The 26,480-nt window shown below is 40.6% G+C and carries 17 protein-coding genes; 6 read left to right on the forward strand and 11 right to left on the reverse strand.

The features are described 5' to 3' along the window. The first annotated feature begins 170 nt into the window (after positions 1-170). The 5 genes from BSAG_RS08880 (at position 171) to BSAG_RS08860 (ending at position 9,525) form a co-directional block, all read left to right on the forward strand. A complete protein-coding gene (locus BSAG_RS08880) occupies positions 171-3,131 on the forward strand; it encodes a SusC/RagA family TonB-linked outer membrane protein (RefSeq protein ID WP_004315105.1) in 2,961 nt (986 codons plus the stop codon). 20 nt (positions 3,132-3,151) lie between these two features. Next, entirely contained in the window at positions 3,152-4,786 is a 1,635-nt protein-coding gene (locus BSAG_RS08875) for a RagB/SusD family nutrient uptake outer membrane protein (RefSeq protein ID WP_004323860.1), read from the forward strand. A 23-nt stretch (positions 4,787-4,809) separates the two neighbouring features. Continuing rightward, entirely contained in the window at positions 4,810-6,483 is a 1,674-nt protein-coding gene (locus BSAG_RS08870; protein WP_004323859.1) for a BACON domain-containing protein, read from the forward strand. Between the two features lie 60 nt (positions 6,484-6,543). Next, positions 6,544-7,527 carry a glycosyl hydrolase family 18 protein gene (locus BSAG_RS08865; RefSeq protein WP_004315658.1) on the forward strand — a complete coding sequence of 328 codons (984 nt, stop codon included), beginning with the start codon at positions 6,544-6,546 and terminating at the stop codon, positions 7,525-7,527. Positions 7,528-7,698: 171 nt separating this feature from the next. Next, complete coding sequence (locus tag BSAG_RS08860) at positions 7,699-9,525, forward strand: endonuclease/exonuclease/phosphatase family protein (protein ID WP_008997607.1); 1,827 nt, start codon at positions 7,699-7,701, stop codon at positions 9,523-9,525. A 145-nt stretch (positions 9,526-9,670) separates the two neighbouring features. On the opposite strand, the gene BSAG_RS08855 is transcribed toward BSAG_RS08860, so the two are convergent. The 11 genes from BSAG_RS08855 to BSAG_RS08810 form a co-directional block, all read right to left on the reverse strand. After that, on the reverse strand, positions 9,671-11,383 hold the full coding sequence (locus tag BSAG_RS08855) for a hypothetical protein (protein WP_008016624.1): 1,713 nt from the start codon (positions 11,381-11,383) through the stop codon (positions 9,671-9,673). 73 nt (positions 11,384-11,456) lie between these two features. Beyond that, positions 11,457-12,725: an MFS transporter gene (locus BSAG_RS08850; protein ID WP_004315655.1), complete on the reverse strand. Its 1,269-nt coding sequence runs from the start codon at positions 12,723-12,725 to the stop codon at positions 11,457-11,459. A 2-nt stretch (positions 12,726-12,727) separates the two neighbouring features. Then, positions 12,728-13,333: a YhcH/YjgK/YiaL family protein gene (locus BSAG_RS0223280; RefSeq protein WP_229128455.1), complete on the reverse strand. Its 606-nt coding sequence runs from the start codon at positions 13,331-13,333 to the stop codon at positions 12,728-12,730. Further along, the gene (locus tag BSAG_RS08845) at positions 13,330-14,259 is read right to left on the reverse strand and encodes a dihydrodipicolinate synthase family protein (protein WP_008770573.1); all 930 of its coding nucleotides are present in this window, start codon (positions 14,257-14,259) and stop codon (positions 13,330-13,332) included. Before BSAG_RS08845 ends, BSAG_RS0223280 begins: the two co-directional genes overlap by 4 nt. A 26-nt stretch (positions 14,260-14,285) precedes the next feature. Further along, positions 14,286-16,040 (reverse strand): glycosyl hydrolase family 32, encoded by a 1,755-nt coding sequence (locus BSAG_RS08840; RefSeq protein ID WP_008770574.1) that lies wholly within the window; start codon positions 16,038-16,040, stop codon positions 14,286-14,288. A 26-nt stretch (positions 16,041-16,066) separates the two neighbouring features. Continuing rightward, complete coding sequence (locus tag BSAG_RS08835) at positions 16,067-17,887, reverse strand: RagB/SusD family nutrient uptake outer membrane protein (RefSeq protein WP_008016622.1); 1,821 nt, start codon at positions 17,885-17,887, stop codon at positions 16,067-16,069. A 27-nt stretch (positions 17,888-17,914) separates the two neighbouring features. After that, the gene (locus BSAG_RS08830) at positions 17,915-21,112 is read right to left on the reverse strand and encodes a SusC/RagA family TonB-linked outer membrane protein (protein ID WP_115484414.1); all 3,198 of its coding nucleotides are present in this window, start codon (positions 21,110-21,112) and stop codon (positions 17,915-17,917) included. A 73-nt stretch (positions 21,113-21,185) separates the two neighbouring features. Further along, the gene (gene rbsK, locus BSAG_RS08825; protein ID WP_004315649.1) at positions 21,186-22,172 is read right to left on the reverse strand and encodes a ribokinase; all 987 of its coding nucleotides are present in this window, start codon (positions 22,170-22,172) and stop codon (positions 21,186-21,188) included. A 39-nt stretch (positions 22,173-22,211) separates the two neighbouring features. Continuing rightward, complete coding sequence (gene rbsK, locus BSAG_RS08820; protein WP_004315648.1) at positions 22,212-23,135, reverse strand: ribokinase; 924 nt, start codon at positions 23,133-23,135, stop codon at positions 22,212-22,214. A gap of 227 nt (positions 23,136-23,362) precedes the next feature. Then, on the reverse strand, positions 23,363-24,904 hold the full coding sequence (locus tag BSAG_RS08815; RefSeq protein ID WP_008016618.1) for a hypothetical protein: 1,542 nt from the start codon (positions 24,902-24,904) through the stop codon (positions 23,363-23,365). A gap of 139 nt (positions 24,905-25,043) precedes the next feature. Continuing rightward, the gene (locus BSAG_RS08810) at positions 25,044-25,526 is read right to left on the reverse strand and encodes a DsbA family protein (protein WP_004317468.1); all 483 of its coding nucleotides are present in this window, start codon (positions 25,524-25,526) and stop codon (positions 25,044-25,046) included. 496 nt (positions 25,527-26,022) lie between these two features. Between BSAG_RS08810 and BSAG_RS08805 the strand changes: the two genes are divergently transcribed. Further along, entirely contained in the window at positions 26,023-26,430 is a 408-nt protein-coding gene (locus BSAG_RS08805; RefSeq protein ID WP_008770576.1) for a hypothetical protein, read from the forward strand. The last annotated feature ends 50 nt before the right edge of the window (positions 26,431-26,480 follow it).

Here is a 26,480-nt window from a genome sequence, read left to right on the forward strand (position 1 = left end):
CTAAATACGAAACGTATTAAACCTTAAAAAAAAGACTATTTACTATGGATACATCCTAAAACTGTAGAATGAAGAGGCGGAGTAATGTTGGGAACATTTTAAATGCCTTGACTTGTATCTAAAATTCCTAAAAATCTAATATCATTATATTCTAACTAAATGAAAAGTATATGGATAATCTAAGAAAAACGCTTGGCTGCTTGCTACTATTTCTTTTTGCAGCAGTTACATCTACTTATGCACAGGTTGCAAAACAGTATTCGGGTACTGTTACGGATGCCGACAGCAATGAACCTGTCATCGGTGTCAACGTAACCCTTAAAGACGCACAAACAGGCACCGTAACGGATCTTTCCGGAAAATTCTCGATTAGTGCTCCTGTTGGGTCTACACTATTGTTTTCTTATATCGGATACGTGACTAAAGAGGTTAAACTGGGAACGAATACCAGTTTGAAGATTACAATGCAGGAGGATCAGAACCAATTGAGTGAGGTAGTGGTCATCGGATATGGTGTAGTGAAAAAATCAGATATAACCGGTGCTGTGGCTTCTGTTTCTTCCAAACAATTTAAGGATCAGCCGGTAAAGCGGGTGGAAGATATTCTGCAAGGACGTACTGCAGGTGTGGCAGTGACGAGCGTAAATGGTTTACCTGGTGGTACAGTTAAAGTTCGTGTTCGTGGTACCACTTCTCTTAATACCAGCAATGACCCCCTGTATGTCATTGATGGTATTATGTCTGGTGGACTGGATGTAAATCCAGCCGACATTCAATCTATTGAAGTTCTGAAAGATGCTTCGGCAACAGCTATTTATGGCTCACGCGGCGCTAATGGTGTGGTGTTGGTAACTACTAAAAAAGGGGTGGAAGGTAAAGTACAGATTTATGCAGATGTGGCTATAGGCGTATCGAACATCCTTAAAAAATATGACTTACTGAATGCTTATGAATATGCGACTGCATTAAAGGAGTATAATGGTATCTCATTTGCAGATGATGAGATGGAAGCCTATAAGAATGGTTCCAAGGGTATTGACTGGCAGAATTTGATGTTGCAGACCGGTATTAGTCAGGACTATAAATTAGGTATTTCGGGTGGAACGGCTAAAAATAAGTATCTTATTTCAGCCAATGTACTGAATATGACAGCCATGACCATCACGACCAAGTATCAACGTGCACAGTTACGGATAAATTTGGATAATGAACTCACCAAGTGGTTGACACTTTCTACCAAAATTAATGCTTCACGTACTCACAGTCATAATGGGGGTATTGACATTATGAACTTCCTGAACTATTCTCCTACGATGGAAATGAAAGATCCGGTAACGGGCGTTTATAATATGGACCCTTATAATTCAGTAAATGGAAACCCTTATGGTGCACGTGTCGCAAATTATGGTGACTCATACGTGTATGCTTTGAATACTAATATGGATTTGACTTTCAAAATAATGAAAGGGTTGACATTGTCTGTACAGGGTGCTGCTAATTACTCTCATGTTCCGAGTTACTCTTTCACCTCGTCGTTAGCAAAACCCGGACAAATTAGTGGTATGGAAAATGCGAGCAGGATGAATCTATTCTGGCAGAATACCAATAATGTGACTTATAACACAAGTTTCGGCGATCATCATCTGACTGCAACAGCTGTATTTGAAGCAAGTGGTGCCGAAGGCAGAAATCTAAAATTGACCGGAAGTGATTTAGCCAATGAGTTTGTTGGTTATTGGAATGCAAAAAATGCAAAGACACGCGATGGAGAGAATGGCTATTCCGCAGAAGCTATTGTGTCCGGACTTGGTCGAATTATGTACAATTACAAAGGGAAGTATATGCTGACAGGTACTTTCCGTGCCGACGGTTCATCTAAGTTTCAGAAGAAGAATAAATGGGGATATTTTCCGTCAGCAGCTGTTGCTTGGGATGTTGCCAAAGAAAACTTTATGAGCAAACAAAACATTGTCCAGCAATTGAAACTAAGAGCCAGTTTTGGTGTTGTTGGTAATCAAAGTATCGGTGCTTACACAACATTAGGTATGTTGGCTCCTACAAATTATGACGGTTATGGTAGCGATGCAATCCATACCGGTTATTGGACTGGAAATCTCGCTACACCGGATGTAACATGGGAAAGCACCTATCAGTATAACATAGGTTTGGACGCCAGTGTTTTAGACGGTCGCTTGAGTTTTACAGCCGAATGGTTCCGGAAAGATACTAAGGACTTGTTGCTTCGCAAACCTGCTCCTCAGTATAACGGAGGTGGCTCTTTCTGGGTCAACCAAGGTGAGGTTAGAAACTCTGGTGTTGAATTCACCATCACAGCTACTCCTTTGACTGACAAAGATATATTTGGTTGGGAAACATCGCTGAATGCATCTTATTTAAAGAATAAGATAATCGATCTGGCAGGTAGTGATTTTATCGTTGGGGAGAATTATACAAGTATTGGCGGTGGTCCCATTCAAATTAAAAAAGTAGGGTATCCGATTGGCTCTTTCTATCTTTATGAATGGGCAAACTTTAATGATCAGGGCGCCAACTTGTATAAACATCAATCTAATGGAAGTTTGACAACCAATCCGGGTGCTGACGATCTGGTTACTAAAGGGCAGGCCGAGCCTAATTGGACTTTCGGATGGAATAATACATTTACTTGGAAAAATTGGACGCTCAATCTCTTTATCAATGCTGCATTAGGACAAGATAGACTGAATGTAAGCCGCTATGCGATGGGATCTATGACAGGTGTATATCGTTTCATCTCTTTATCTGATGCTTATTACAAAAGTTGGGATAAAGTAGCCAATAAAGCAGATGCTGTGTATGCAAGTCATAAAAATTCAGATAATAGAAACTATCCTGATTCCGACTTCTGGCTTGAAGATGCATCATTTGTGAAACTGAAAAATATAAGCCTTACGTATAATATTCCTAAGAAGATAACGAAAGTAGCCGATATTCAACTGTCGGTCAGTGCTCAAAACCTGTTTACATTAACGAAATATACAGGTATGGACCCAGAAGTGTACAGTGAATCCGATTATGGCTTTAATGGTGTGGATATGGGATCTTATCCTGTTCCAAGAACATTCACTTTTGGTATGAAACTTAACTTTTAATCTTTTAACTATACATGGATATGAAAACAATATATAGAATATTCAAATCTGTCGGACTAGCATTGATAGCACTTTGGATGGTGTCTTGCCAGGATTTACTGACAGAAGATCCTAAAGGGCAGTTGGCGGTAACTAATTTCTTCAATTCAAAAGGTGATCTGGACTTGGCTCTGAATGGAATGTATTCCAAAGTTGCGAGTGATATGTATGCAAATATCTGGGCAGGTTTCGAATCAGTGATGGGTGATGATATTTCTACACACCCTGCAGCTAATAAACAGGGGTTGCGTGAGGTAGATACTTATAATGTTTCGGACAATAACACTTGGGTGACTGAATTGTGGGGAGCTCGTTGGAGATTAGTAAAAGCTGCTAATTTCATTATAGATAATGCCGGACGAACTCCGGAGGTGAGCCAGGAAGAGAAAGATGCAGCCATTGGACAAGCTTATTATTGGCGTGCCTATTCTTATTTTTACTTTGTAATGGCTTGGGGAGAGGTACCTATGGTTGTGAAAGATGAAATCAATTACAACATGCCATTGGCAACCGTTCCTGAAATTTACGAGCTGATTATATCTGATCTGAAAAAGGCAGAAACAATGGTTCCTGCTAATTATACTAAAGAACCCTACGCAAGAAATGGGGTAAACATTGCTGTTAGTCAAGGAGCTGTAAAAGCAACATTGGCTTATGTGTATATGGCAATGGCAGGATGGCCGTTGAACAAGGGAACAGAATATTATCAACTAGCCGCTGCAAAGGCAAAAGAAGTAATCGATGCTTCGAAGAAAGGTACTTACTACTACAAGCTATTACCTGATTACAAGCAAGTATATTCGATGGAGTATAATAAGAATAATCCTGAAGTGTTGCTTGGTGTTTATTATAATTTAGGAATAGATGCACTTACCAATGCCCCTTTAGCTGATTTCCTGGCAGACTATGCTTATGGTGGCGGTGGATGGGGAGATACGAACGGAGAAATTAAATTCTGGTATGATTTCCCGGAAGGCTCACGCAAAGATGCATCTTATTTCCCGAAAATCATATTGAAGAATGAAACGAAGTTGCGTGATTGGTGGGAAGACCCCAATCCGGAAGCGCCGCGTGTGGTTGTTGCTCCCTGTTTCATGAAGAAAGTAGAAACGACCACTGGAGAAGAATTCGATTATACGAATCCGAAGATTTCGATGAATCAGAATGGAGAAAAGACGCATCAGATTATTCGCTTGGCAGAAGTATATTGCTGGTATGCCGAAGCTGTAGGTCGTTCCAAAACAGGTAGTATCACGGAAGCTGTCAACTTATTGAATGAGGTACGTAATCGTGCCAATGGATCTGTTGTTGCAGACCGGGATATCTATAAGACAACCATGTCGTATGATGAACTGGCAGAAGCTGCCTATAATGAACATGGTTGGGAAATAGCCGGATATTATTGGGGAAATATTGCCACTAGAGCGAGGGATATGTTTCGCATGAATCGCATTAAAGATCATTTTGAATACAGAAAATTAAATCCGGAGATTGAAGTGGCTCCCGGAGTCTTCAGGAAAGAAGCTGTTTCCGTATCAGGTACGTGGAATGACAGTAAGATGTATCTTCCCCGTCCTTTTGTAGATTCGTCTATTAATCCGAATTTGAAGAACTGAATGAAACAATAAAAACAATCATTATGAAACTAAGATATTTATATTTAGCAATAGGTGTATTATGTAATGCCTCTTTAGTATCATGCGGTGATAGCTTCAAAGAGAAAACAGAGATTGTTGCATGCGGAATCTCCACAAATGCTTTAACATTCGGAGTCTCCTCTACTGAAGTTCAGACTGTAGATATTACGTCAGAAGCAGCTTGGGAAGTAGCAGTGGATCAGGCAGGTGGTAATTGGCTTACAGTTTCTCCTTTGGAAGGAACTGGTAATGGTACGCTAACAATTGCTGCTGATAAGAATAACGGCCCAAAACGCAGTGCAACCTTGACCATAGCGGCGAAAGGTGCTGAACTTCGAACCATCACAGTTATTCAGGATGGCTATAAAGGAACCATTTATAATTACGGTGACTTTACTGGATTGCAAAAGACGGGGCTTGTGGCAGGGATCAATCCGATCACTATCGTAGATAATGACGAATGTGAAGATGGAAAAGCGTTAAGAATCTATACCCGGGCAGGTGAAGAGTATGAAGGTACTAATGGGGACCGTTTCAAGGTGCAGACAACAACGCAATTCGGATCAGGTCGTTATGAATGGAGGATATATGTCCCTAAATTCGGAATGAATGACCGGGCTAGTATTGGAGCATTTTTATATTTTGATGATGGGCATGAATTGGATTTTGAAATTTGTTCCGGTACAGCTGCAGACCGTGCAGCACATAGTGCCGGACCAGATGATATGCTGTGCCTTGTGACTAGTCAGGCTAATCCTTTTTTCTCTGAATTCACGCCTATTAAGGGGGATGCTTGGCATACGTTTGTATTGGATTTGAAGTTAGAAAATAAGAAATATCTGGCGGAGTGGTCGGTTGATGGTAAAGTTTTAAAGAGGGCACAATTAGATTATGGTGAAGAGGCTTATTTCCGTGCTATATCTAGTGTCGAGAATCTTTATGGTATGGGCGATCATGCGGCAACTCAAGAAAATTATGCCTTATTTGATTATCTTGAATATGTTCCTTATGATTATTCAATGAAGCCGATTATCGAAGGTCAGCTTCCTCCCGAACCAGAGGGAACAACAGTGAAGTGGGACTTTGAGGAAGCTGGTTTTGTTCCTGTTGGATGGACTAACAATGGAGGAACGATTGCGGATGGAAGTTTGAATCTATCTAACGGGAATAACTTCGTTTATAGTCCGGAAGTGGGAGCTGGAAAATATACATGGGAAATAGATGTTCCTTTGGTAGGGGTAGGTGAAAAATGGTTGGCAGGTGGTAATATCGCTGCAACTAACGCTGAAGAAAGGTCATTCTCTATGTTTGTTTTCTCGGGTACTGAAAATGATCGTGCGGCTTGTACGGTTCCTCCTGTTCCAGGTCAGATGCTGGTACGTTGTTATACGGAAGCTATGGGAGTTTACGGTGTACCTATTGATCCGGGTAAACACACTTTGACTATTGACCTTAGACTTAATGCAGATGGTGCATATTGGGCGGCATGGATTATAGATGGTGAAGTGGCGAAAACATTTACTACTTGGTATACTCCGGCACAGTTTAAATTTGGATTCTCAATGATGACCTTTGCTGATGGAGGTGGCTGGCAAGGAGATAAGCCTACTGCAAAGACATATACAGTCAAATATGACTATATAGAATATAAGAAGTATAATTATGATGAAGAATAACAGTTTACTTTACATTCAATGAGGTATTTAAGCATAATTGGAACAGCTATATGCTGTGTAATGTTGGTAATGACGAGTGTTTCCTGCAAGCAGGAAATATTCTCTTCCACCACCCAGGAGAAGAAAGTAGCTCCTTGGTATGTCTATATAGATGGAAGCTCTCTTAAGGATATAGAGCCAGTGAAAGAGATTATTAGTTCCATTAGCGTTTTCGGGAATCCTCCGAAATCATTTATCGATGAATGTCATCAGAATCATATCGAAGTATATCAGGCTGTAGGTGGGAATGAAGAAACGATTGATACGCCACAGAAAAGAAAGGCGCTTGTTGAGAAGTATGTAAGTGATTGCAATGCAAACGGATATGATGGAATAGATCTTGATCTCGAACATTTGAACCCTGATATTCAGGATGCATATACCGAATTCCTGAAACTGGCTTCAAAAGAACTCCATGCTGTTGGAAAGAAATTAAGCCATTGCGTTAGTTTTTATCCGGCTTTGTATCAGGATAACGAAACTAAGATGTTTCACGATCCGGCAGTTTTGAATACTACTTGCGACTTAGTTAGAGTGATGTGTTACGATATGTATTTTGCACCTGGGATAGATAAGCCCGAGCTCAAACATAGGGATGATTGTATGGGCATTGGACCTACGTCTAATTATCTATGGACTAGAGAGGCGATGCTTTTCTGGATGAAACACATTCCGAATGATAAATTAGTGATGGCTCTGCCTGCTTATGCAAATGATTATGCTGTAACTGGCGGCATCAAAGGAAGGCAGATTTACCAATCTGTGCCTGACAGTATAAATGGAATTTTGCCTTCTCCTACCTGGTTATGTTATGAAAAGGTAAACATGTATCTGTATGATGGTACTGATGGTAATCGGCATCTGTTTTATGCAAGTGATGCCAGAAGTACGGAAGCGCTACTTGAACTAGCTGATGAACTGGGAATCTCTCAAATCGGTTTTTGGCACTTTAATAGCGTAGATCCGCAAATGTGGGATACTGCCGCAAAGTGGCAAAAGAAATAATAAGATAATAAATCGACCTTGTAAATAATATAGCTTTATTCTCATCCCCCCATTTAGAGAAAAGTTATTCTTAACAATAAGAGGCCGCAAAGGTATGAATCCGTATCTTTGTGGCTTTTTATTTTTTTCTTACCTTTGGGGGACTTAACATAACCCCCAAAAATGAAGAACATGAAAAAGATCTTTTTACTCATTTCCGCCATTCTATTTATTTTTCCAGTACAGGCTCAACATACATTGAGACTGATGACTTATAATATTAAAAATGCGAATGGCATGGATGATATTTGTAGTTTTCAACGGGTAGCCAATGTGATAAATAATGCTTCTCCTGATGTTGTGGCTATACAAGAGGTAGACAGTATGACCCGTCGGAGCGGACAGAAATATGTGCTGGGTGAGATAGCTGAATGTACGCAAATGCATGCTTGTTTTGCACCTGCTATAGAGTTTGAAGGAGGTAAATATGGAATCGGACTGTTGGCAAAGCAAGTTCCGCTACGTTTACAAACTATCCCTTTACCTGGTAGAGAAGAGGCCCGCACCTTGATTCTGGCAGAATTTGAGGATTATATTTATTGTTGTACTCATCTGTCATTAACGGAAGAAGACCGTATGAAATCTTTGGAAATAGTGAAGTCATTGATTGCTTCCTGTAAAAAGCCTCTTTTTCTAGCCGGAGATATGAATGCTGAACCGGAATCCGATTTCATCAAAGAATTGCAAAAGGATTTTCAAATACTCTCCAATCCGGAAAAGCATACTTATCCTGCTCCCGATCCAAAAGAAACCATTGATTATATTGCCGCATCAAAGCAAAACGCTACCGGATTTGCTGTCATATCTGCGAGAGTAGTTAATGAGCCAATGGCTTCCGACCATCGTCCCATACTTGTGGAATTGCGTACTGCTGAAAAGGCAGACAAGATATTCCGTACTAAACCTTATTTGCAGAATCCTGTGGGTAATGGCATTACTGTGATGTGGGAAACAACCGTTCCTTCTTATTGCTGGGTGGAATATGGCACAGATACTACCCGGCTGGAACGTGCGCGTATGATTGTTGACGGTCAGGTGGTCTGCAATAACAAACTGCATAAAATACGTATAGACGGTTTGCAACCCGGTCAGAAATATTATTACCGTGTATGCTCACAAGAAATGCTACTTTATCAGGCTTATAAAAAAGTATTCGGAAATACTGCCCAGTCAGATTTCTCTGAATTTACTCTTCCGGCAACCGATACAGATTCTTTCACTGCTGTTGTTTTCAACGATTTGCATCAGAATACACAAACCTTCCGGGCTTTATGTAAACAAATCAAGAATCTCAATTATGACTTTGTTGTCTTCAATGGGGATTGTGTGGATGATCCTGTAGACCACAACCAGGCAACCGCTTTTATCAGTGAGCTAACCGAAGGTGTCCGTGGCGACCGCATACCGACTTTCTTTATGCGCGGTAATCACGAAATACGAAATGCTTACTCTATTGGTTTACGTGACCACTACGACTATGTAGAGGATAAGACTTACGGCTCTTTCAACTGGGGAGATACCCGTATCGTTATGCTCGACTGTGGAGAAGACAAGTTAGATTCTCACTGGGTATATTATGGTTTGAATGATTTTACCCAACTGCGTAATGAACAAGTGGATTTCCTGAAAAAGGAGCTGTCTGCCAAAGAATTCAAGAAAGCAAAGAAACGTGTCCTTATTCATCATATTCCGCTTTACGGTAATTATGAAAAGAATCTCTGTGCAGATCTGTGGATTAAATTATTGGAAAAAGCACCTTTTAATGTCAGTCTGAATGCACATACACATAAATACGCTTACCATCCGCAAGGAGAACTGGGTAATAATTATCCGGTTATTATTGGTGGAGGATATAAGATGGACAGTGCTACGGTGATGATCTTGGAAAAGAAGAACGATGAATTGAGGATTAAGGTGCTGAATGTAAGAGGAGAGGTTTTACTGGATATTACAGTTTAGAGAAAACTGTATAAAGAAATGAAGGCCACTGGAATCATTTATAATCCTGTGGCCTTTATTCTTATAATCAGAAATATAGCTTGCACCGACTTTGATAATGTTCTTATTTTTTATATATGAATAAAATTATGAACTTCTTCGGGATTTAGAACTTTTGGAAACCACTCGCTTTTTCATAAGCTTTTTTCCCTTCCGTATCTTTATTGCTTGTATATCCGGGACCGCCACCGGCAACATATCCATTACTTTCACCATTGGTACTTGGACTTACCCAAAAAGCATACAAATCACCATTTTTGAGTTTGAATCTGAATCTGACTTCTTGTCCTGCCAGAGAGGATAAGTCACTGGCTCCATTCCATTCTACCTGTTGAATAGTAGAATCAATAGTAACTGCTTTACATTTGTCAGCCGAGAAGCCATCAATAACTTTATTATTTTTGTCCAGGATCTCCACCTTGAGTTCTCCTGCCGGACAGTTGACATTGACAAACATATATTTTCCGCTGAATTTGACAGGGTGGGTTGTCAAGCTACCTTCTCCTGTTGTCGACATAGAAGCAAATCCGTCTCTGCGAAGAGTAGCCATACCAGTAGCACCGTTTGAATGCATATAGCTGGAGCTATCTCCACCTTTAAAACCGATGTAGTAGAATCTTAACTGGTCTCCTACAACAGTACAGATACCACCTACGGATTGTACATATCCACGATCCCAGCTACCTGGCACACGGGTAGCAGGAATAAATGCATCCCTGTAAGGTCTGTCCCAATGAAAACCATCACGGCTGAAAGAAACTTTCAACTCTGTAATTTTTGGTCTGTTGGCTGCTTTGGCAATTTCATTTTCATCCAATAGAATTTGGTGGAGTCCCAACATGATGCTTTCGTAACCTACAGCATTCAGATTATAAAGTTCCGGTGGCAGATTGAATTCTGGATCCGGGGTATCTTTATTATCTGCATTACACCAGAATACTACATCCGCTTTTGACCAAACGGCTCCGGCCAGAAAGTCAGAGTGTTCCCGGTAATATCTGGCTCTTCCATGTGGAGAATTACCCAGTACACCCAGAGTACGTATGCTGAATACCCATTTCTTACGGAAAGGATTGTAGAACATAGTGCTTCTGTCACCGCAAGGACCTGTTTTGGTAAACCAGCTCCACTGCTTTCCATTCGAAGAAATCATACAATAGCCGGCATTGTCTGTTGCGTCAGCGTTCGGCGAGCGTAAAAACATTTTGTATCTCTCGTTGTCGGATGCCTCGTAATCCAGTACGACGGCGCATGAGTTTGCAGGAAATCTGGATAATGTCAGAAGTTCGTTCGAACCATTATTCAAATCCGGGCGTACCCAATTTACACCATCATTACTGGTCGCATAGGCCATTTTATTAAGCCATCCGGCCTCATACCACATTTTGAATATTTGTTCTCTGGGTTCCCACCACACACCACCGTCTTTGGCAGAAGCACCGGGAATGTTCGATGTCTCCAAAGCTGTTTCAGGTTTTAATATAGGGTTTTGTGCATACTTTTTAGGCTTATAGAATTTACGTTCCAGGTCTGTGTTAGCAATCAGAAAATTGTCAAAGAACAATTGACGGCCTACATCAATGGGAACCACTTCTGGCGGAGTCTGCAAATAAGGGACATTCATCGGTTCATACGAACTGATATTGATGTTTTTGGGCGGCCATACGGAAGGTAGGATAATACCGTTGTATAAAGTTCTCCAGTCGTCCGATGGATCATCGGGGTCTGGGGCAGGATCTGTTCCGGGATTTCCCGGAGGTTCGGATATTCCATCGTCTGATCCGCCACAACTATAAGATACTAAACATAACAAGAACATGCTAATGCATGCGTGCAGTTTTATTGATCTGCAAAGTGAGTACATATATTTCATAATCGTTCAGTTTATGTTTCTATTTATTCTTTGATTCGGTCATTAATTCGTCTGTCATATCTGTAGTTTTAGGGTTCAGCACTTTCAACTGCAGGAATATGGACAGACATACAGAGAAGATCATTATCAAAAAGACAAGATCTTTATAATTAGCTTCGAATGCTTTACCCAATTCATTGGTAATGATGGCTCCGGCAGCAATTCCGACAAAATTCATGAGACCGTAACCAGTGGCGCGGTAGCGTGAAGGGATAAACTGGCAAAGAATTGGCATATTATTGGTATCATACATTCCGAAGCCAAGTCCAAAGAGTATAGCTCCTGCTACAATAAACACAATGTTATTTCCATAAACCATTAGCAAAAGAGCAGGAACGATCAGGGATAGTCCTGTGGCACTGGTGTAAACCCTTCCTTTGATATTCTTTTGCACCCACTTGTCGGAGATAAAGCCACCAAGAAATACACCGACAAATGAAGAAAGGGCAAGGGTGGTGGTAGAAAGTGGCCCTGCGAATTCCATATCCATATTTAATGTGTCGGAAACCATGGTCGGAAGCCAGTTTTTGGTAGTCCATCCGGGAAGATTAAGTGCGGCAAAATAATATAGCATTACCCAGAAGGCGATATTGCTGAACAATACAGCCAGTCCCTTGAAGGTCATGGAAAGATTTTCCTTAATGCTTTTCTTTTGTTCGGTTTGTACTGTATATGTTTTTTTCTCATGCAGCAATGCGATGAGTACCAGGCTATAAATAATACCTATCATACCAAAAGAATGAAAGGTAAATTGCCAAGAAGTATGTGCGGCTACTGTTGCTCCGAAGCCACCGATAGCTTGTCCCAGATAAATCCCCGAGGTCAGTACACCAATGGCGATTGACCTTGTTTTCCCTTGGTGATAATCGGCTGTGAGAGACAGAGCGGCAGGAATATAAAATGCTTCGCTGACACCCATTAAAGCTCTTAATATATACAAGTGGCTGATGTCATCAACGTATCCCATCATAAGAGTGACAGTAGACCACACGAACAAGCTGATGACAATTAGCCATTTACGGTTCAAACGGTCTGCAATCATTCCCGATATAGGGCTCATAATGGCATATATCCAAAGGAATATAGCCATCAACCGCCCGAAATTGGTGATAGACTCCAGCTCTTTGATGTCCACCATGATAAATGGACGCATCGTAGCCAGCATCTGTCTATCTAAATAGTTGAGTAGAGACACTACGACGAGCATCCCTACTACCATCCATGGATAATATTTCTTATCTTTCAGCATATTTACATTTTGATTTTAATGACTATTTTCTTCACAGTCACCCCATTTTCGTCTTTTATGCTGGGACGATGTGGATCCTTAGGGAAGAAAACATAGAAAAGATCGGGTGTTGCCACTTCATATATAGCCGATGCATCGGGTTTGAAGAAGACAATATCCTTTTCTTCGTCATATTCACAAATAGGGACCACTTTGTCCAGTGTTGTTACCCCCATCTTCTCTTTTCCGCTAATCAGATATTGGAAGTCGATATATTTGCGATGTGCTTCAAAGTTGCATTCTGTTGCTTCTTTAGGGGTATATTCGCTGACAATAGCATATACTTCACGTCCTATGATTTCGTGTTCACCGGGAGACAGCCTGCCTAGATCTGTATTCTTCAGATACTCGAATGTGGCTTTCCATCTTTCCGGGTATTGGGCCTGGTGCTTTTTCAGAGCATCCATATCGAGTATCGGACTGGCAGCTACTGTCCAACCGTATCTCCAATCTATTTCTGTGGGGTCGGCTGCGGATGTGGCAATGCTATTATTCTTTTTAATGTTTTCACAGGAACAAGTCATGGTAATAATCATTAGTAGAGTGATTAATTGGTTGTTTGTTCTCATAATACTTGAATGATTTGTTGTTTCAATTCTGTTACATTCTTTCTGATTGTTTCCAGATCGGCATTATTCACTTTTTGCAAAGGTTCGCAGATATAGTCGGTTATCAAGCCTTCTGTAAACAATGCTGCTTTCAGACCTTTGAGAAAGGATACACTTGACTTATCTACGGAATAAACTCCGGTGGAAACCTTCATTACCAGTTTCTGTAGTTTAAGTATTCTTTCTGTATCTTTCGCTTTGCAGGCTTTGAATAAGTTGACGTATAGTTCTGGAAACAGATTAGAACCGGAGTTCACGCCACCATTGCCACCCATTGCCATGGTAGAAGCCAGCATTTCATCCGGCCCTACGAGAATGGTGAAATTGGGATATTCTGCTTTTATTTCTGCGAGTAGTGTGTTGAAGTAAGTACCATTACCGGAACTGTCTTTCATGCCGATGATGTTCGGATGCTTAGCCAATGTCTTGACTGCTTCAACGGAAATCATTAATTTAGTTTGTGCCGGGATGTTATATAAGAACAAAGGCAGAGGTACATTATCGGCAATAGTGGTATAATAGTCGATAATTTCTTTCTGTGTCAACCCTAGATAGAACGGAAGTGCGGATACTAAATAAGTAACCCCACATTCTTTTGCGTAACGAGCCATATTCAGGCTTTCTTCGATACAGCAGTCGGCAATACTGACAAATACTGGAACACGTCCCTTTACGTATTCTATCGAATATTTAATTAAATCTTTTCTCATCCGGGGAGAAATACTTGTTCCTTCGCCTGTAGTACCCATGAGAAACACACCGCTGACTCCGCCATTAATCAGATGATCCAGCAATTTTTCCAAGCCTTTGAAATCTATGTTTTCTCTGTCGATAAGGGGGGTAACCATTGGGGTTATCACACCTTCAAATAAATCTTTATTCATCATTCTTTATATTATTACTGATTATTATCTTAACATCTTTCTAATAAGTTGGGGAAATCTTGTGCCTTTTTGTAAGCCCTCATCCCTTCTTTGTCTATACCACCGCTGAACCCCGGTCCTCCTGCTGCATTATATCCGTTGCTGGCACCTTCCGTATCGGGACTTACCCAGAATGAATACAAATCTCCATTGGTGAGATAGAATTTGAATCGGACCGATTGGCTTTTTAAGGTAGACAGGTCTTTTTTATTTTTCCACCTAATTTGCGCAATCGTACTGTCTACTGTCAACGGTTTACAGTCATTGGCAGAGAATCCCTGAATGACTTTATTGTCTGCATCCAATACCTCGACCTTTAGTTCTCCATTTGGACAGTTTACGTTTACAAACAGGTATTCCCCAGTAAATGTAACAGGACGTGTCACTAGTGTTCCTTTCTCCTTTTGGGCGGAGTAAGATACAAAACCATCTCTGCGCAACACTGCTACACCGGTGCTTCCATTGGCATGCATCCCATTTTTCTCATAGACAGTGCTTTTCTTTTTCTTGTTCCCTTCGAAGCCTATGTAGTAAAACCAAAGCTGATCTCCTACGATGGTGCATAGTCCACCCACAGATTGTACATATCCTCTGTCCCATGAGCCTGCTTTCCGTTCGGCCGGGATAAAAGTATGCCGGTCGGTACGGTCCCAATAGAAACCATCGCGACTGTAAGCCACTTTCAGTTCGGTTATTTTAGGAACTCCGGCTTCTCTACATCTCTCATTAGATGGTCCCAGGTGTATCTGGGGTAATGATAGCATGATACTTTCGTAAGGAACTGCTGATAGATTGTATAATTGTGCCTTATCGCCAATATATGGATCTGGGTCATCCAGGTAATCGGCTCCTAGCCAGAAGATAAGGTCTTCTTTTGTCCATTTTGCCCCCTCCAGAAAGTTTGGATGCTCGTGGTAATAACGGAATCGTCCGATAGGAACCCGGTTTATGTTCTCCGGATTCCGAAGACTGTATACCCATTTTTGGCGGAAAGGATTGTAGAACATCGTACTTCGGTCTCCACATGGCCCGGTTTTGACTGGCTTTCCCCAATGAATCCCATCTGGAGAAACCATACTAAACCCATAGTTGAAACGTTCCGTAGAGCCGGGTATGGAATTCGGAGAACGTAGGAACATTTTAAAACGTTCTTCCGGATTCTTAGTAAAATGATCCAGCCAAACCGTGGAAGAGTCTGCTACAATTTCTGGTACAATCTGGTTGGTTCCCGCTACTACATCCAGATTTGGACGTTCCCAATGTATTCCGTCTTTACTTGTAGCGTAAGCCATTCTATGTAACCAACCGGCTTCATACCACATTTTAAAAATATTATCTTTGGGATCCCACCATACTCCACCATCTTTGGCACTGGCTCCGGGAATACCATATGTCCCTTGTTCCAGTTCTGTTTCGGGTTTCAATACGGGATTAAAACTCATTTTGCGCGGTGTGTATGATCTGCGTTCCATATCTGTTTGTTCAATCAGGAAATTGTCGACAAAGAGCTGTCTTCCCAGATCGATAGGAACGATTTCCGGGCGGTTGGTCAGATAAGGTAAAGGCATGGGATCATAATTCATGCTAATATTTCTTGGTGGCCAAACGTCGGGTAGTGTAATGCCATTGTATAGTGCACTGCTTGGAGAAGCACCCCCTCTTAGGAAAGAGGGGAATGCTATATTAGGTATAAATGCTGTGGACAATGCTAAACCTGCATTTCTTATAAAATCACGTCGTTTCATTTATATGCTATTTTATGATAGATTAGTTAATTGGAAGGGCTGTCCCAATACGGATTCTGTTTTAGATTCGGATTGATAACAAGGGCAGAGCTTGGCAATGGTGCTAAGTAATCACGGTCTTCATTCCAGGTTTTTACTTTATCTGTATTGACAACTTTGTTACCGGAATCTCCATTGCTGAGGAAGATGCCTACATTTAGTCCGATTGAGTTTTTTTCTGTAAGATTACTGGGACGTTCACCTATATAAATATAGAAGTTAGCGTTTCTGGCTGTGTATGCAGGCTTGTCCAAATCATACTTGGTTGAAGGCGCAGTAACTGTTGAAAAATAAACTCCTTTGAATTGCTCGGTAAACAAATGGCCGGCTTTCCAACGAATGATATCATCATAACGTAAGTTTTCCATAACCATTTCAACTCTACGCTCTCTCCGTATTTCGAGGATAACTCCCTTATTGCTACCGTTTACCAACGGATATTGTGCGGACAGTACCGGATCTGGATTAGCATTTGCTGCTGCCATGTCCATGTTCGGCATTCCAACACGGTCACGTATTAATTTTATACTTTGTTCCAAGTCTGTTTGGAGTAGTGTGCCCAGTTCTGCCTTTGCTTCAGCATAGTTCAGTAGGACCTCGGCATAGCGATACAGGATGATATCATTTTCATTACTGGTCTGCTTATCATAATCGCCGGATTGTATGTACTTAATTGGCATATATCCGGTGGTAGAGATTATCATAGCCTCATATAATCTATTCACATCATGTGTCTTGCCGATACGTGCATAGCCGGGACACCTGACTGTTTGGAACATACGTGGATCTCTGTTTTCGAACTCCTCACCAAAAATCATCGTTGCATAACCCGGTTGGTCGGTGAAACGGGTACCATCATTCATTAGATAAGAATCCATAAATGCTTTACTTAGTCCAATTTGGTTACCACTGGCATTGATGATCGAATAATTAGTGTTATGTTTTACCCCTAGTGAAATACTGTAGGCATAAGCAGTGATTACTTCTACATCACTGGCGTTATTGGTTGCAGGTTGTGCAAATAAATCCCGGTAAGCAACATCCGTTCCCTCCCCTTTGTCAATAGTGTATTTACCTGAAGTCATTAATGCTTCAGAAGCTGATACGCATTCTTTTAGGAATTTCTCCGATCCTTCTATGTTATGGTATTTTCTGAATGTACCTTCGAATAAGCAAAAACGGCTCTTTAAGGCCAATGCTGTCCATTTGGTTATTTCATTCAAGCTTTTGGCTTCCACCCCGTTCTTGATCGCCTTATCCAAGTCTTCCAGGATTTTATCTGCAATCATTTCACGGGAATCACGTGGCTTGTACAGTTCCGGACTGTTATCTTCGAGCACAGTATCATACCAGGGGACTCCACCAAACGTTTTCAGTTTGTCGTAGTAGAATTGCGCTCTCAAATAGTATGCCATTGCGTTATACTTCTCACGTACAGTCTCGTCCGGACAGTTCACCGAATATTTCAAGAAGATATTAATCTTTCGCAGATTATCCCAATCCCAGCTTCCGGCTGATTGTGTGGAACTCCGTTTACCGATCATATAGTCAGGGAGTGTAGGCCATATTACGTCGTCAGTCTTTTCCATCATTCTTCCGGCGGCTACACTGGCTCCATTATCCACATTGGATGCTCCTGACAACATGGGCAGAAGTCCATTGATGTATAATTTTAGCTCTGTTTCATTTTTTAGAGAGTTTTCCGGAGTCATTTGATCTTGCGGTAACTGGTTTAAATCACAGGCGCAAAATGAAAGCGATAGTGAACTTATCAAAAAGGCTTTCTTTAGTATCGTTGTTGTTTTCATACTTATAGATGTTTAGCGTTGAAAAAATTAGAACGTCAGATTTACACCGACAGATACCGTTTTAGAGAACGGATAGATACGTGCGTCGTTGGCAGACATGGCTTGTTCGGGATCTATATAGTCTGTCTTGAACGGTGACCAATAACATAGATTTTCACCAGCAAAATAGATTCTTAGTCGTTCGATTCCAGCTTTTGTTGTAAGTTTGGTTGGTAATGTATAACCTATCGAGAGATTTTTCAGACGTAAGTATGCCAGGTTCTGTAAATATCTGTCATTAACAACTTGCATTTGTCCGTTATCATTGTATGCAGCACTACCACGTTCGAGACGAGGAAAGTATGCACCTTTATTCTCTTCCGACCATGCTTGTTCGGCCATGCCTTTCGGAAGAAAAGCACTGTTGACACGTCCCCATGAGCCCCAGAATTTTTCCATTTCTTTGTTCGGATACAAGTCTCTTTGGCCAATACCCTGGAATGAGATGGAGAAATCGAATCCATACCAATTTATGTTTGCTCCGAAACCATAGTTGTAGCGCGGTGTTTCGTTACCGATAACTTCGAGGTCACCATGATCCTCAAGTGTGTTTGCTCCATTGTTAATAATGTTATTCCCGTCCTTATCGAGGTATTTTACATCTCCACCACGGGCAACAGACCATTTACCCTGACTTTTCAAAATGTCTCTGTTTACTGCCGACTGGTCTATCTTGCTAGTCCATTCCGTAGCTTCTTCATCTGATTGGAATAATCCGCCAGTTCTGTAACCCCAGATTTCACCGATTTTCTTTCCTACATAATAATCTGTCAGAATGTTCGTGTCATTTCCTTGGTATTTAGTGATTTCGGAGGTTGCGTCACCTATAGAACCGAAAATTTCATAATTCAGTGATCTCCCGGCCAGTTTGAAATTATCACGCCAGGTTACAGTGATTTCATATCCTTTTGTTTTCATTTCTCCGGCGTTTTGGCGGGGAGGGTTTGCACCGTAAACAGCAGGAAGAGTCACTCCGTCGACAAACATATCAGAAGTTTTTCGGATAAAGTAATCCCCACTGAAGTTAAGTCGGTTGTCCAATACACTGATATCTATACCCATGTTGAGGGTACCTACCTTTTCCCAGGTATAATCGCCTGCTACAGGAGCGGGAGTCGTTAGATAATAGGCAAGCGAATTACCAACAATATAAGAAGACTGTTTCTGGGTAATGGTAGAATATGGATACATACTTACTCCCAACTGATTTCCCAGAACACCATAAGAAGCTCTAACTTTCAGGTTATCGAAGATATTCAATCCTTTCATAAATTGTTCCTCGCTGATTCTCCATCCGGCCGATACGGAGGGGAAGAAACCATATCTATTTCCTGAAAGGAATCTGGAAGAACCATCATATCTTCCGTTGACTTCTAGTAAGTAACGTTCTTTATAATTATAATTGGCTCTAAAGAAAAGGCCGAACAATTCGTAAGCAGATGCGCCTCCTGTGGCTTTGAGGTCTGAAGCTCCTGTTCCTGTTGCCAAATTCAAGTCGTTCAGTGTTTCGGACAATACATCTGTGCGATAACCGAGTAGATCATGGTTTTGTTGTTTCTCATAGTTCATACCTACTGTAGCTGATACATGATGTGCTTTTGCAAAAGTATTACCATAGGTAGCATATACGTTGAATACGTGAGACGGATCATAAGACATTGATTTCTGTATATAGTCTTTTTTATGAGTGGAAGTAGTACTCAGCTGTGTCTCGTTGGCATATCCGTTAGAAATATATACTAATCCCTGACGCTTCCAATTATCATCCATAGTGAAACCAAATGTGTAATCTGCATTTACAGATAAATTCTTGATCGGAGTGATTTCAACAGAGAATGTATTCCGAAAGCGTCTTTTTCCTACATTTCCTTTAGATACACCTCCATAAATATCTGCCACACGTCCTTCATTGAGAACTTTACCGTTTTTCATTAAGCCGGTGTAGTTGCCATCTGGCCCGATAGGTACATAATAAGGTGCGCAGTTAATCATGGTTCTGGCAAAAGCTGCATTGGCTGCGTTCTCACCCGGATATGTGTGCGAACTATCAAAATAGTTTGTCTGGTTTCCGATTTTCAACCATGGTTTTATTTCCGCATTAAATTTGGAAGTCAGGGTATATTGTGTATATTTCTCATCAACGCGCTTCATCATACCATCTTTCGAATAGAAATTTGCGGATACGTAATATTGAATCTTGTCTGTACCACCAGAGATACTTACGTTGTGAGATTGCGACGGCATTCTTTCTTTATACATCCAGTTCCACCAATCAAAGTTGGCATAGTAATTGTATTTTTGTCTGCCATTACTTTCTGTAGTGGTGACTACCCATGGGCGATCCGGATTTTCTGTAGTATCATATCGGCGTGCTTCCAATTCTTTATAATCTTCCTCTGTATATCCGGTAGCAGCTCCCATGAACCCTTTCTGTCCCATGTATGATGTATCATAAATATAGGCGTGTTCATAGCCGGAAGTGACGAAATCGGTGGAGACGGTCGGTTTTGACCATGAAAAATAACCGTCGTAAGAAATTTTGGCTTTGCCGGATTTAGCTTTTTTAGTAGTGACTAAAACGACACCAAAAGCAGCCCGTGCACCATAGATGGCTGCCGAAGAAGCATCCTTGAGTACGGAGATAGATTCAATATCATTCGGATTTAGTTGGTCTATGCTACCAGGAATACCATCTACCAGAATAAGAGGCGAACTGGAATTCACAGAACCCATTCCACGAATGGAGATTGTTCCGCCTGCTCCGGGACTTCCCGTGTTTACCTGAATATTAACGTTAGGCATAGCTCCTTGTAACATTTGTGTAACAGATGATGTAGACCTGTTTTCCAGCACCTCGGCTGTGACCTGGCTGACTGCTCCTGTCAGGTTCACCTTTTTCTGGGTACCGTAACCAACAACGACCACTTCGTCCAGCAATTGGTTGTCGTCATGCAGGGTTACATTGATCACTTTTTGGTTGGCAGGTACTATTACTGATTTGAATCCGATGAAACTGAATTCAATAGTATCACTCGGATTTGCTTTTACCTGATAGTGACCGTTGAGGTCTGTGACAGTTCCGGTAGTCGTTTTCCCATGTTTAACGATGACGGAAACTCCTAACAAAGGTTCTCCGTTACCGTCTCTAACGGTACCAGATACAGAGTTTTGAGCATACACATTCATAGAGAAAATGAATAGGCAGCTTAATAACAGTATAAGTTTATGTCTTATACTGTCAGTTACTAACTGAAGATTTCTACCTGATAGAATAAATCGTCGGTTCGAGTAGGTTTTCATGTTCATTAAATTTAGAAGTTGAGCGATAAGGTAATTCGTTTTCTATGATGAAGTGGTTCACTTCTTCGAGAGTAGGGATAGATGGTTGAGCACCCGAGCGGGTAACGGCAATTGCGGCCGCTGCATTCGCAAAATTGATGGCTTCTATATTTATCTCCTTTTGAGCACACATGACAGCCAATGCGCCGCAGAATGTATCGCCGGCCGCAATTGTGTCAATGGCATTCACTTGGTAACTGGGAAGCCGGACGCTTGTATGAGCATTTTTCATATATACGCCATGGCTTCCTAGTGTTATCACAACATTTTGTGTACCTGCCGCAATCAGAGCTTCGGCTATCTTTTCTAGGTTATCCCCTGTATGTTTGATACCTGAAACAAAAGCTGCTTCTACTTCGTTGACTACCAGAATGTCGATAGCTTTCATCAACTCTGCATCAATCAGACAGGCAGGTGCAGGATTAAACAAAACCTTTTTACCTTTTTGTTGTGCTAATAGTGCAATACTCTTAATCGTATTGTAAGGAATCTCCGCTTGCATTACTACTATTTCCGTCTCATCAATTACTTTGGAAAAATGATTGATTGATTCGGGAGATAAAGAATAGTTTGCCCCCGGGGCTACGGCTATACAATTTTCTCCACTATCTGCTACGAAGATTAATGCTGTTCCTGTAGGATGCTGGGTGTCATTGATAATATAATCCGTAGTGATTCCCTCTTTTTCAAAATTCTTTTTGAGTATATCGGCATACATATCATTCCCAAGGGAAGTGACAAAGGTGACCGAACCTCCCAGCCGTGCTGCAGCCACGGCCTGGTTTGCACCTTTTCCTCCAAGAGATTGCATAAAAGAGGCATCACCGACAGTTTCGCCGGGTGCCGGTAAATGGTTGACTTGAGCAACCATGTCGATGTTTGAGCTTCCAATAACTACTACTTTCATGTGAATCAGATTTATATTTAACCTAGGTCTTTTATTTTTTTATAAAGTAACTTCCATTTTATAAGGAATAGCACTCTGTGCACCGATACGGGTAACGGCAATTGCTGCCGCTGCGTTGGCAAACTCGACAGCTTCTGTCAGTGAATGCTTTTCGGATAGACAAACACTAAATGCACCGCAGAATACATCTCCAGCTCCGGTAGTGTCGATAGTCTCTACTTGTTTGGCAGGAATCATTGCATATTTATCTTTCTCCTTTACATAGGCACCATCTTTACCTAATGTGATGACGACATTTTCTATGCCTTTATCTCCTATTGTTTTGGCGGCCCGGTGGGCGCTTTCTATATCTATGACTTTAATTCCGGACAACATTTCGGCTTCAATTCGGTTAGGAAGTATGGTGTGTATGTTTCTAAGAAATGTATCACTCAAGGTAGATGCAGGCGCAGGATTGAGTATTACCTTTTTGTTGTACTTATTGGCGATAGTAGCTGCAAACTCTGCAGTTTCTATTGGAACTTCAAGCTGCATGAGTATAATATCAGCTTCCTTGATTTTTTCTTCGGCTTTGTTGATATCTTCAATGGAAAGGGAACGGCTTGCACCCGGTGCAACAATAATACTGTTTTCTCCGAAAGAATCGACAGAGATAAGTGCCACTCCTGATGGACTTTTCTGATCAGTGAAGATAAATTCTGTATTAATTTTTTCCGATTTATATATTTCCAATGCCTGTAAACCGAACAAGTCATACCCGATTTTGGAAATGAAAGTGACCTCGGCTCCTAATCGGGATGCCGCAATTGCTTGATTGGCTCCCTTGCCGCCGGGATTCATATAAAATGTTCCGCCCAGAACGGTTTCTCCCGGTACCGGTAGTCTGTTGGCTTTTACAACCATGTCGGTGTTGCAACTTCCAATTACTACTACTTTGGGTTTATGAATAGATATAGTTTCCATGGTATTTAAAATTAGGATAATGCAAATGAAAGGAATAATAATGCATCGTTTTCTACATTAATAATTGATTTATATAAATTCAAAGATAACATAATGAAGCTAATTCTCCTTGATAATAAGGATGTATAGAATGAATATATAAAGTATGTTTATATAATTACAAATAGAAAAAGTGAACTTGAAAGATGCTTTTTTATGATAGGGAAAGGATGCAACAACCTTCCTTTTTAGGGTTCTTTAGCATTTGTGTGTATTCTCAACACCTCGGAAAGCTTTTCTTTCCGGATTTTCGATTCCATCCATGCTGTGAAATCAAAGATGCGTAAAAGCTGGTTCTCGTATTTATCATTATATAGCTCCTGGATTTCCGGAGATAGCTTTTCCCAAAAGGCTTCCCGATCTTTGCGCAGGATAGGGAGGTTCCTTTTATTCAGGAACCATAGAATAATTCGTTCAGTCTTAAATGTCTGTTCTTTCGGTGAAGAAAGACTTCGGGTAATGGAACGTGATTCGTGCCGGATCAGTTCGTATTCTTGTGTTTCGTAATAAGCGATGAGGCGAACCAGACGAATGGTTCTCATCAGTGGGAGGTATTTAATATTATGGTCGACAATGGCGTTACTTATATATTTTTTGGCTGCTTTATAGTTCTGATTACCAATATGCACAATCGTTGTATAAAGTAATAGTTCACTTTTGCGTATAGGACTTAGCCAGGCTTCTTTGTCGTAGAGCGTCTCCTGGTAACGATTCATGATCTCTGTACAGTCTAAGAAATCTCCTTTGTCCAAATAAGGGAACAGTTCGTACTGAAAGAGCAGGCAGGTGGCATTTACTTTAAATTCAAGAGAAGAATCTTCAGCTATCAGTCTTTTTAATTTTTCCAGGAAGTACGGCATTTCGTTGTAGTTGCCCACTGAACGTAAACTTCCGAGCACTCCTTCGAGCACTGACAAATAATAAATGGGTGGATTCGACCAAAACTGTTGGTTCTGTTCAAACAAAGAATTCAGTTCCTTGTATGAGTTTAGGGCGGCTCTGTAATCTCCCGCTCCCATTAAATAGTTTGCTTGGAAAAGTTTATGGTTTCGTGTCAATTCAAAATTCCCCTCCGCATCTGAAGAAGCGGCTATATAAAGTTCGTTGACCATGAGGTCATTCATATCCTGTTTCTGTTTTGAAGTCCGTATCGCCCCGATATGAGAGAGACGATATTTCAGTAAATTGTGTAGTGAGGATTGCTCCGTTATCTTTCGGATTTTCTTTAAAGATTCATTCTGAATAAAATGCTTGTGAAAGAGTTCCTGTTCTGTCATGTTAGGGAAATTCAGCCGTAGCAGATATTCCAGTTCCTGTTTCAGGGCAATCGTCAGAATTTCGTTATTCTCATAAAATTGTGCTTGCTCTATTGTATTGGATAAAATCTCGAAACACTCTTCGAACAGAGAGCGTTCATAAAGCATACGGGCTTTGCATAGATCGTTTAGCAAATCATAGTAGATGTCTTTCTTCTTTCTTAATGTGAGTAGCGTATCTACCAGTTTCTCATATAAATATTGAATGGATACTTCGAAAGAACCTTTAGGTCTGCGCTTATAAAATTCTTCTTTCACTGCATTTCCATTGGGCTGTTTGCTCTTTGTGATAATATCATAAATAACCAGATAGTCTTTCTCCTCCTTATCTTTGACGACTTGCAAAGAGAAGTGTTTCTTTTCAGATTTCGATAGTGAATATATTAAGGAAATAACGGAATCGACTCTTTTCATGAAGCCCTTTCGATTAGTATTAGGTTGCAATAATCGGGAATTTCTGTGAGAAAAACAAGTTATTTGAGAAATTAACAAATCCGGCTTAAATGAGCTTAAGCCGGATTTGTCTTTAAATATTAATCATTGATGCGGTTTCTTATGCTGCCGGATCCGGTGCTTCACCACCACCTTCGTTTCCACCTTCTCCACTGCCTCCATTTCCATTGTCAGGTGTGCCGGAATTGTTGCTTTTAGAACTATCCAATTTCTGGATGCTTACTGACTTTATCATGCCTTTAAACATGCTACCTGGAGTGAAAATTATTTTACGGTTCTTTAAAGTATCCGTAGTCACTTCTTTTTCATCATCCTGACTTTTGCATCCGAATGAAGGACGAAATGTTCCGAATTCTCCAAGGCTTACCGAAGCCCCGATTTCCATATAGGTTATCAGCGAATCTATCAATCCGTCGAGTACTGATTTTACAGTACCGCGTGGAACGAACCCTACTTTTGTTACCTGGTCACATAGCATTTTAAAATCAACAGTAACCACGTTGAATGGTCTTGCTACATATTTTTCAGCTTTTTCCTTATCAAAGCCAAAGGTTGTTTTCTTGACTACATATTTCAGTGCCATAATTTTTAATAGTTTTAATCGTTAGTAAATCTAGTTATTATTTTGTGATCACGTTGCAAAGATATGGTATCGGAATTTGCTGTGCAAGCGATTTTGAAGAAGTGCGTTAATAAAATAATTAATATTGAGACAATAGACTGTTATATAGCTGCTTATACGTTTCTTAATATTTACATCATCGCAGCCGCATCTATAAATAGATACTTTTTGCTTGTTTTTTCTAAAAGGCTTAATATAAGATCAATGATAGGTTAGGGCTGCGGTTCATTTTTCATTATTCTGCAACAGCATTGATTGAAAATTGGAATCGTGTGATAGGTAAGCAGAGTATGGTCTTGGCTTCGTCAATGCACCACCCTAAACCATCCTATTTTCCATCGGTTAGTGTTATTGAATAAATATCTCACCTGAATAGTTCATTATAAAAGAATAATGCTTACCTTTAGCAACAATAAAACAGAACTAACACGAGGTTACCCCCCCGAAATTTAATAATATGAGAAAGATTATTATAGTAAGTGCTATATCAATGGTCATTTTTTCCTGTTGTATCGGTGTTTCTTCTAATACTGATAAAGATAAGAAATATCTATATATAGAAGCGACAGGAACTAATTCTCATGGTGATTATAGTGCTAAGATAGACACCCTTGAAATAATGGAGAAGAACGATTCACTGGCATATTTGAAAGCTTTTGAAGAATTATGTGTATCACAACGGGCGAGTGCTTTAGTAGTTGAAATAATGAAGGAAAAAATGGGAGATCGTTTTGATGAGTATGAGGAGGTTCATGATTTCCGATTATTGAATGAGAAATTAGAGGAAGTGGACCGGACTATAGTTCCCGATAGCGTCTTGGCAGAAATAGCCCAGAGCATTTTCTCATTAAAATTGGAAAAATAGTTACCTGGCACTTTATCATTATTAGTTAAGAGTTAATTATCCTGATATTA

Origin of the sequence: Bacteroides sp. D1, from assembly GCF_000157095.2 — a bacterium.
GTDB lineage: Bacteria > Bacteroidota > Bacteroidia > Bacteroidales > Bacteroidaceae > Bacteroides > Bacteroides xylanisolvens.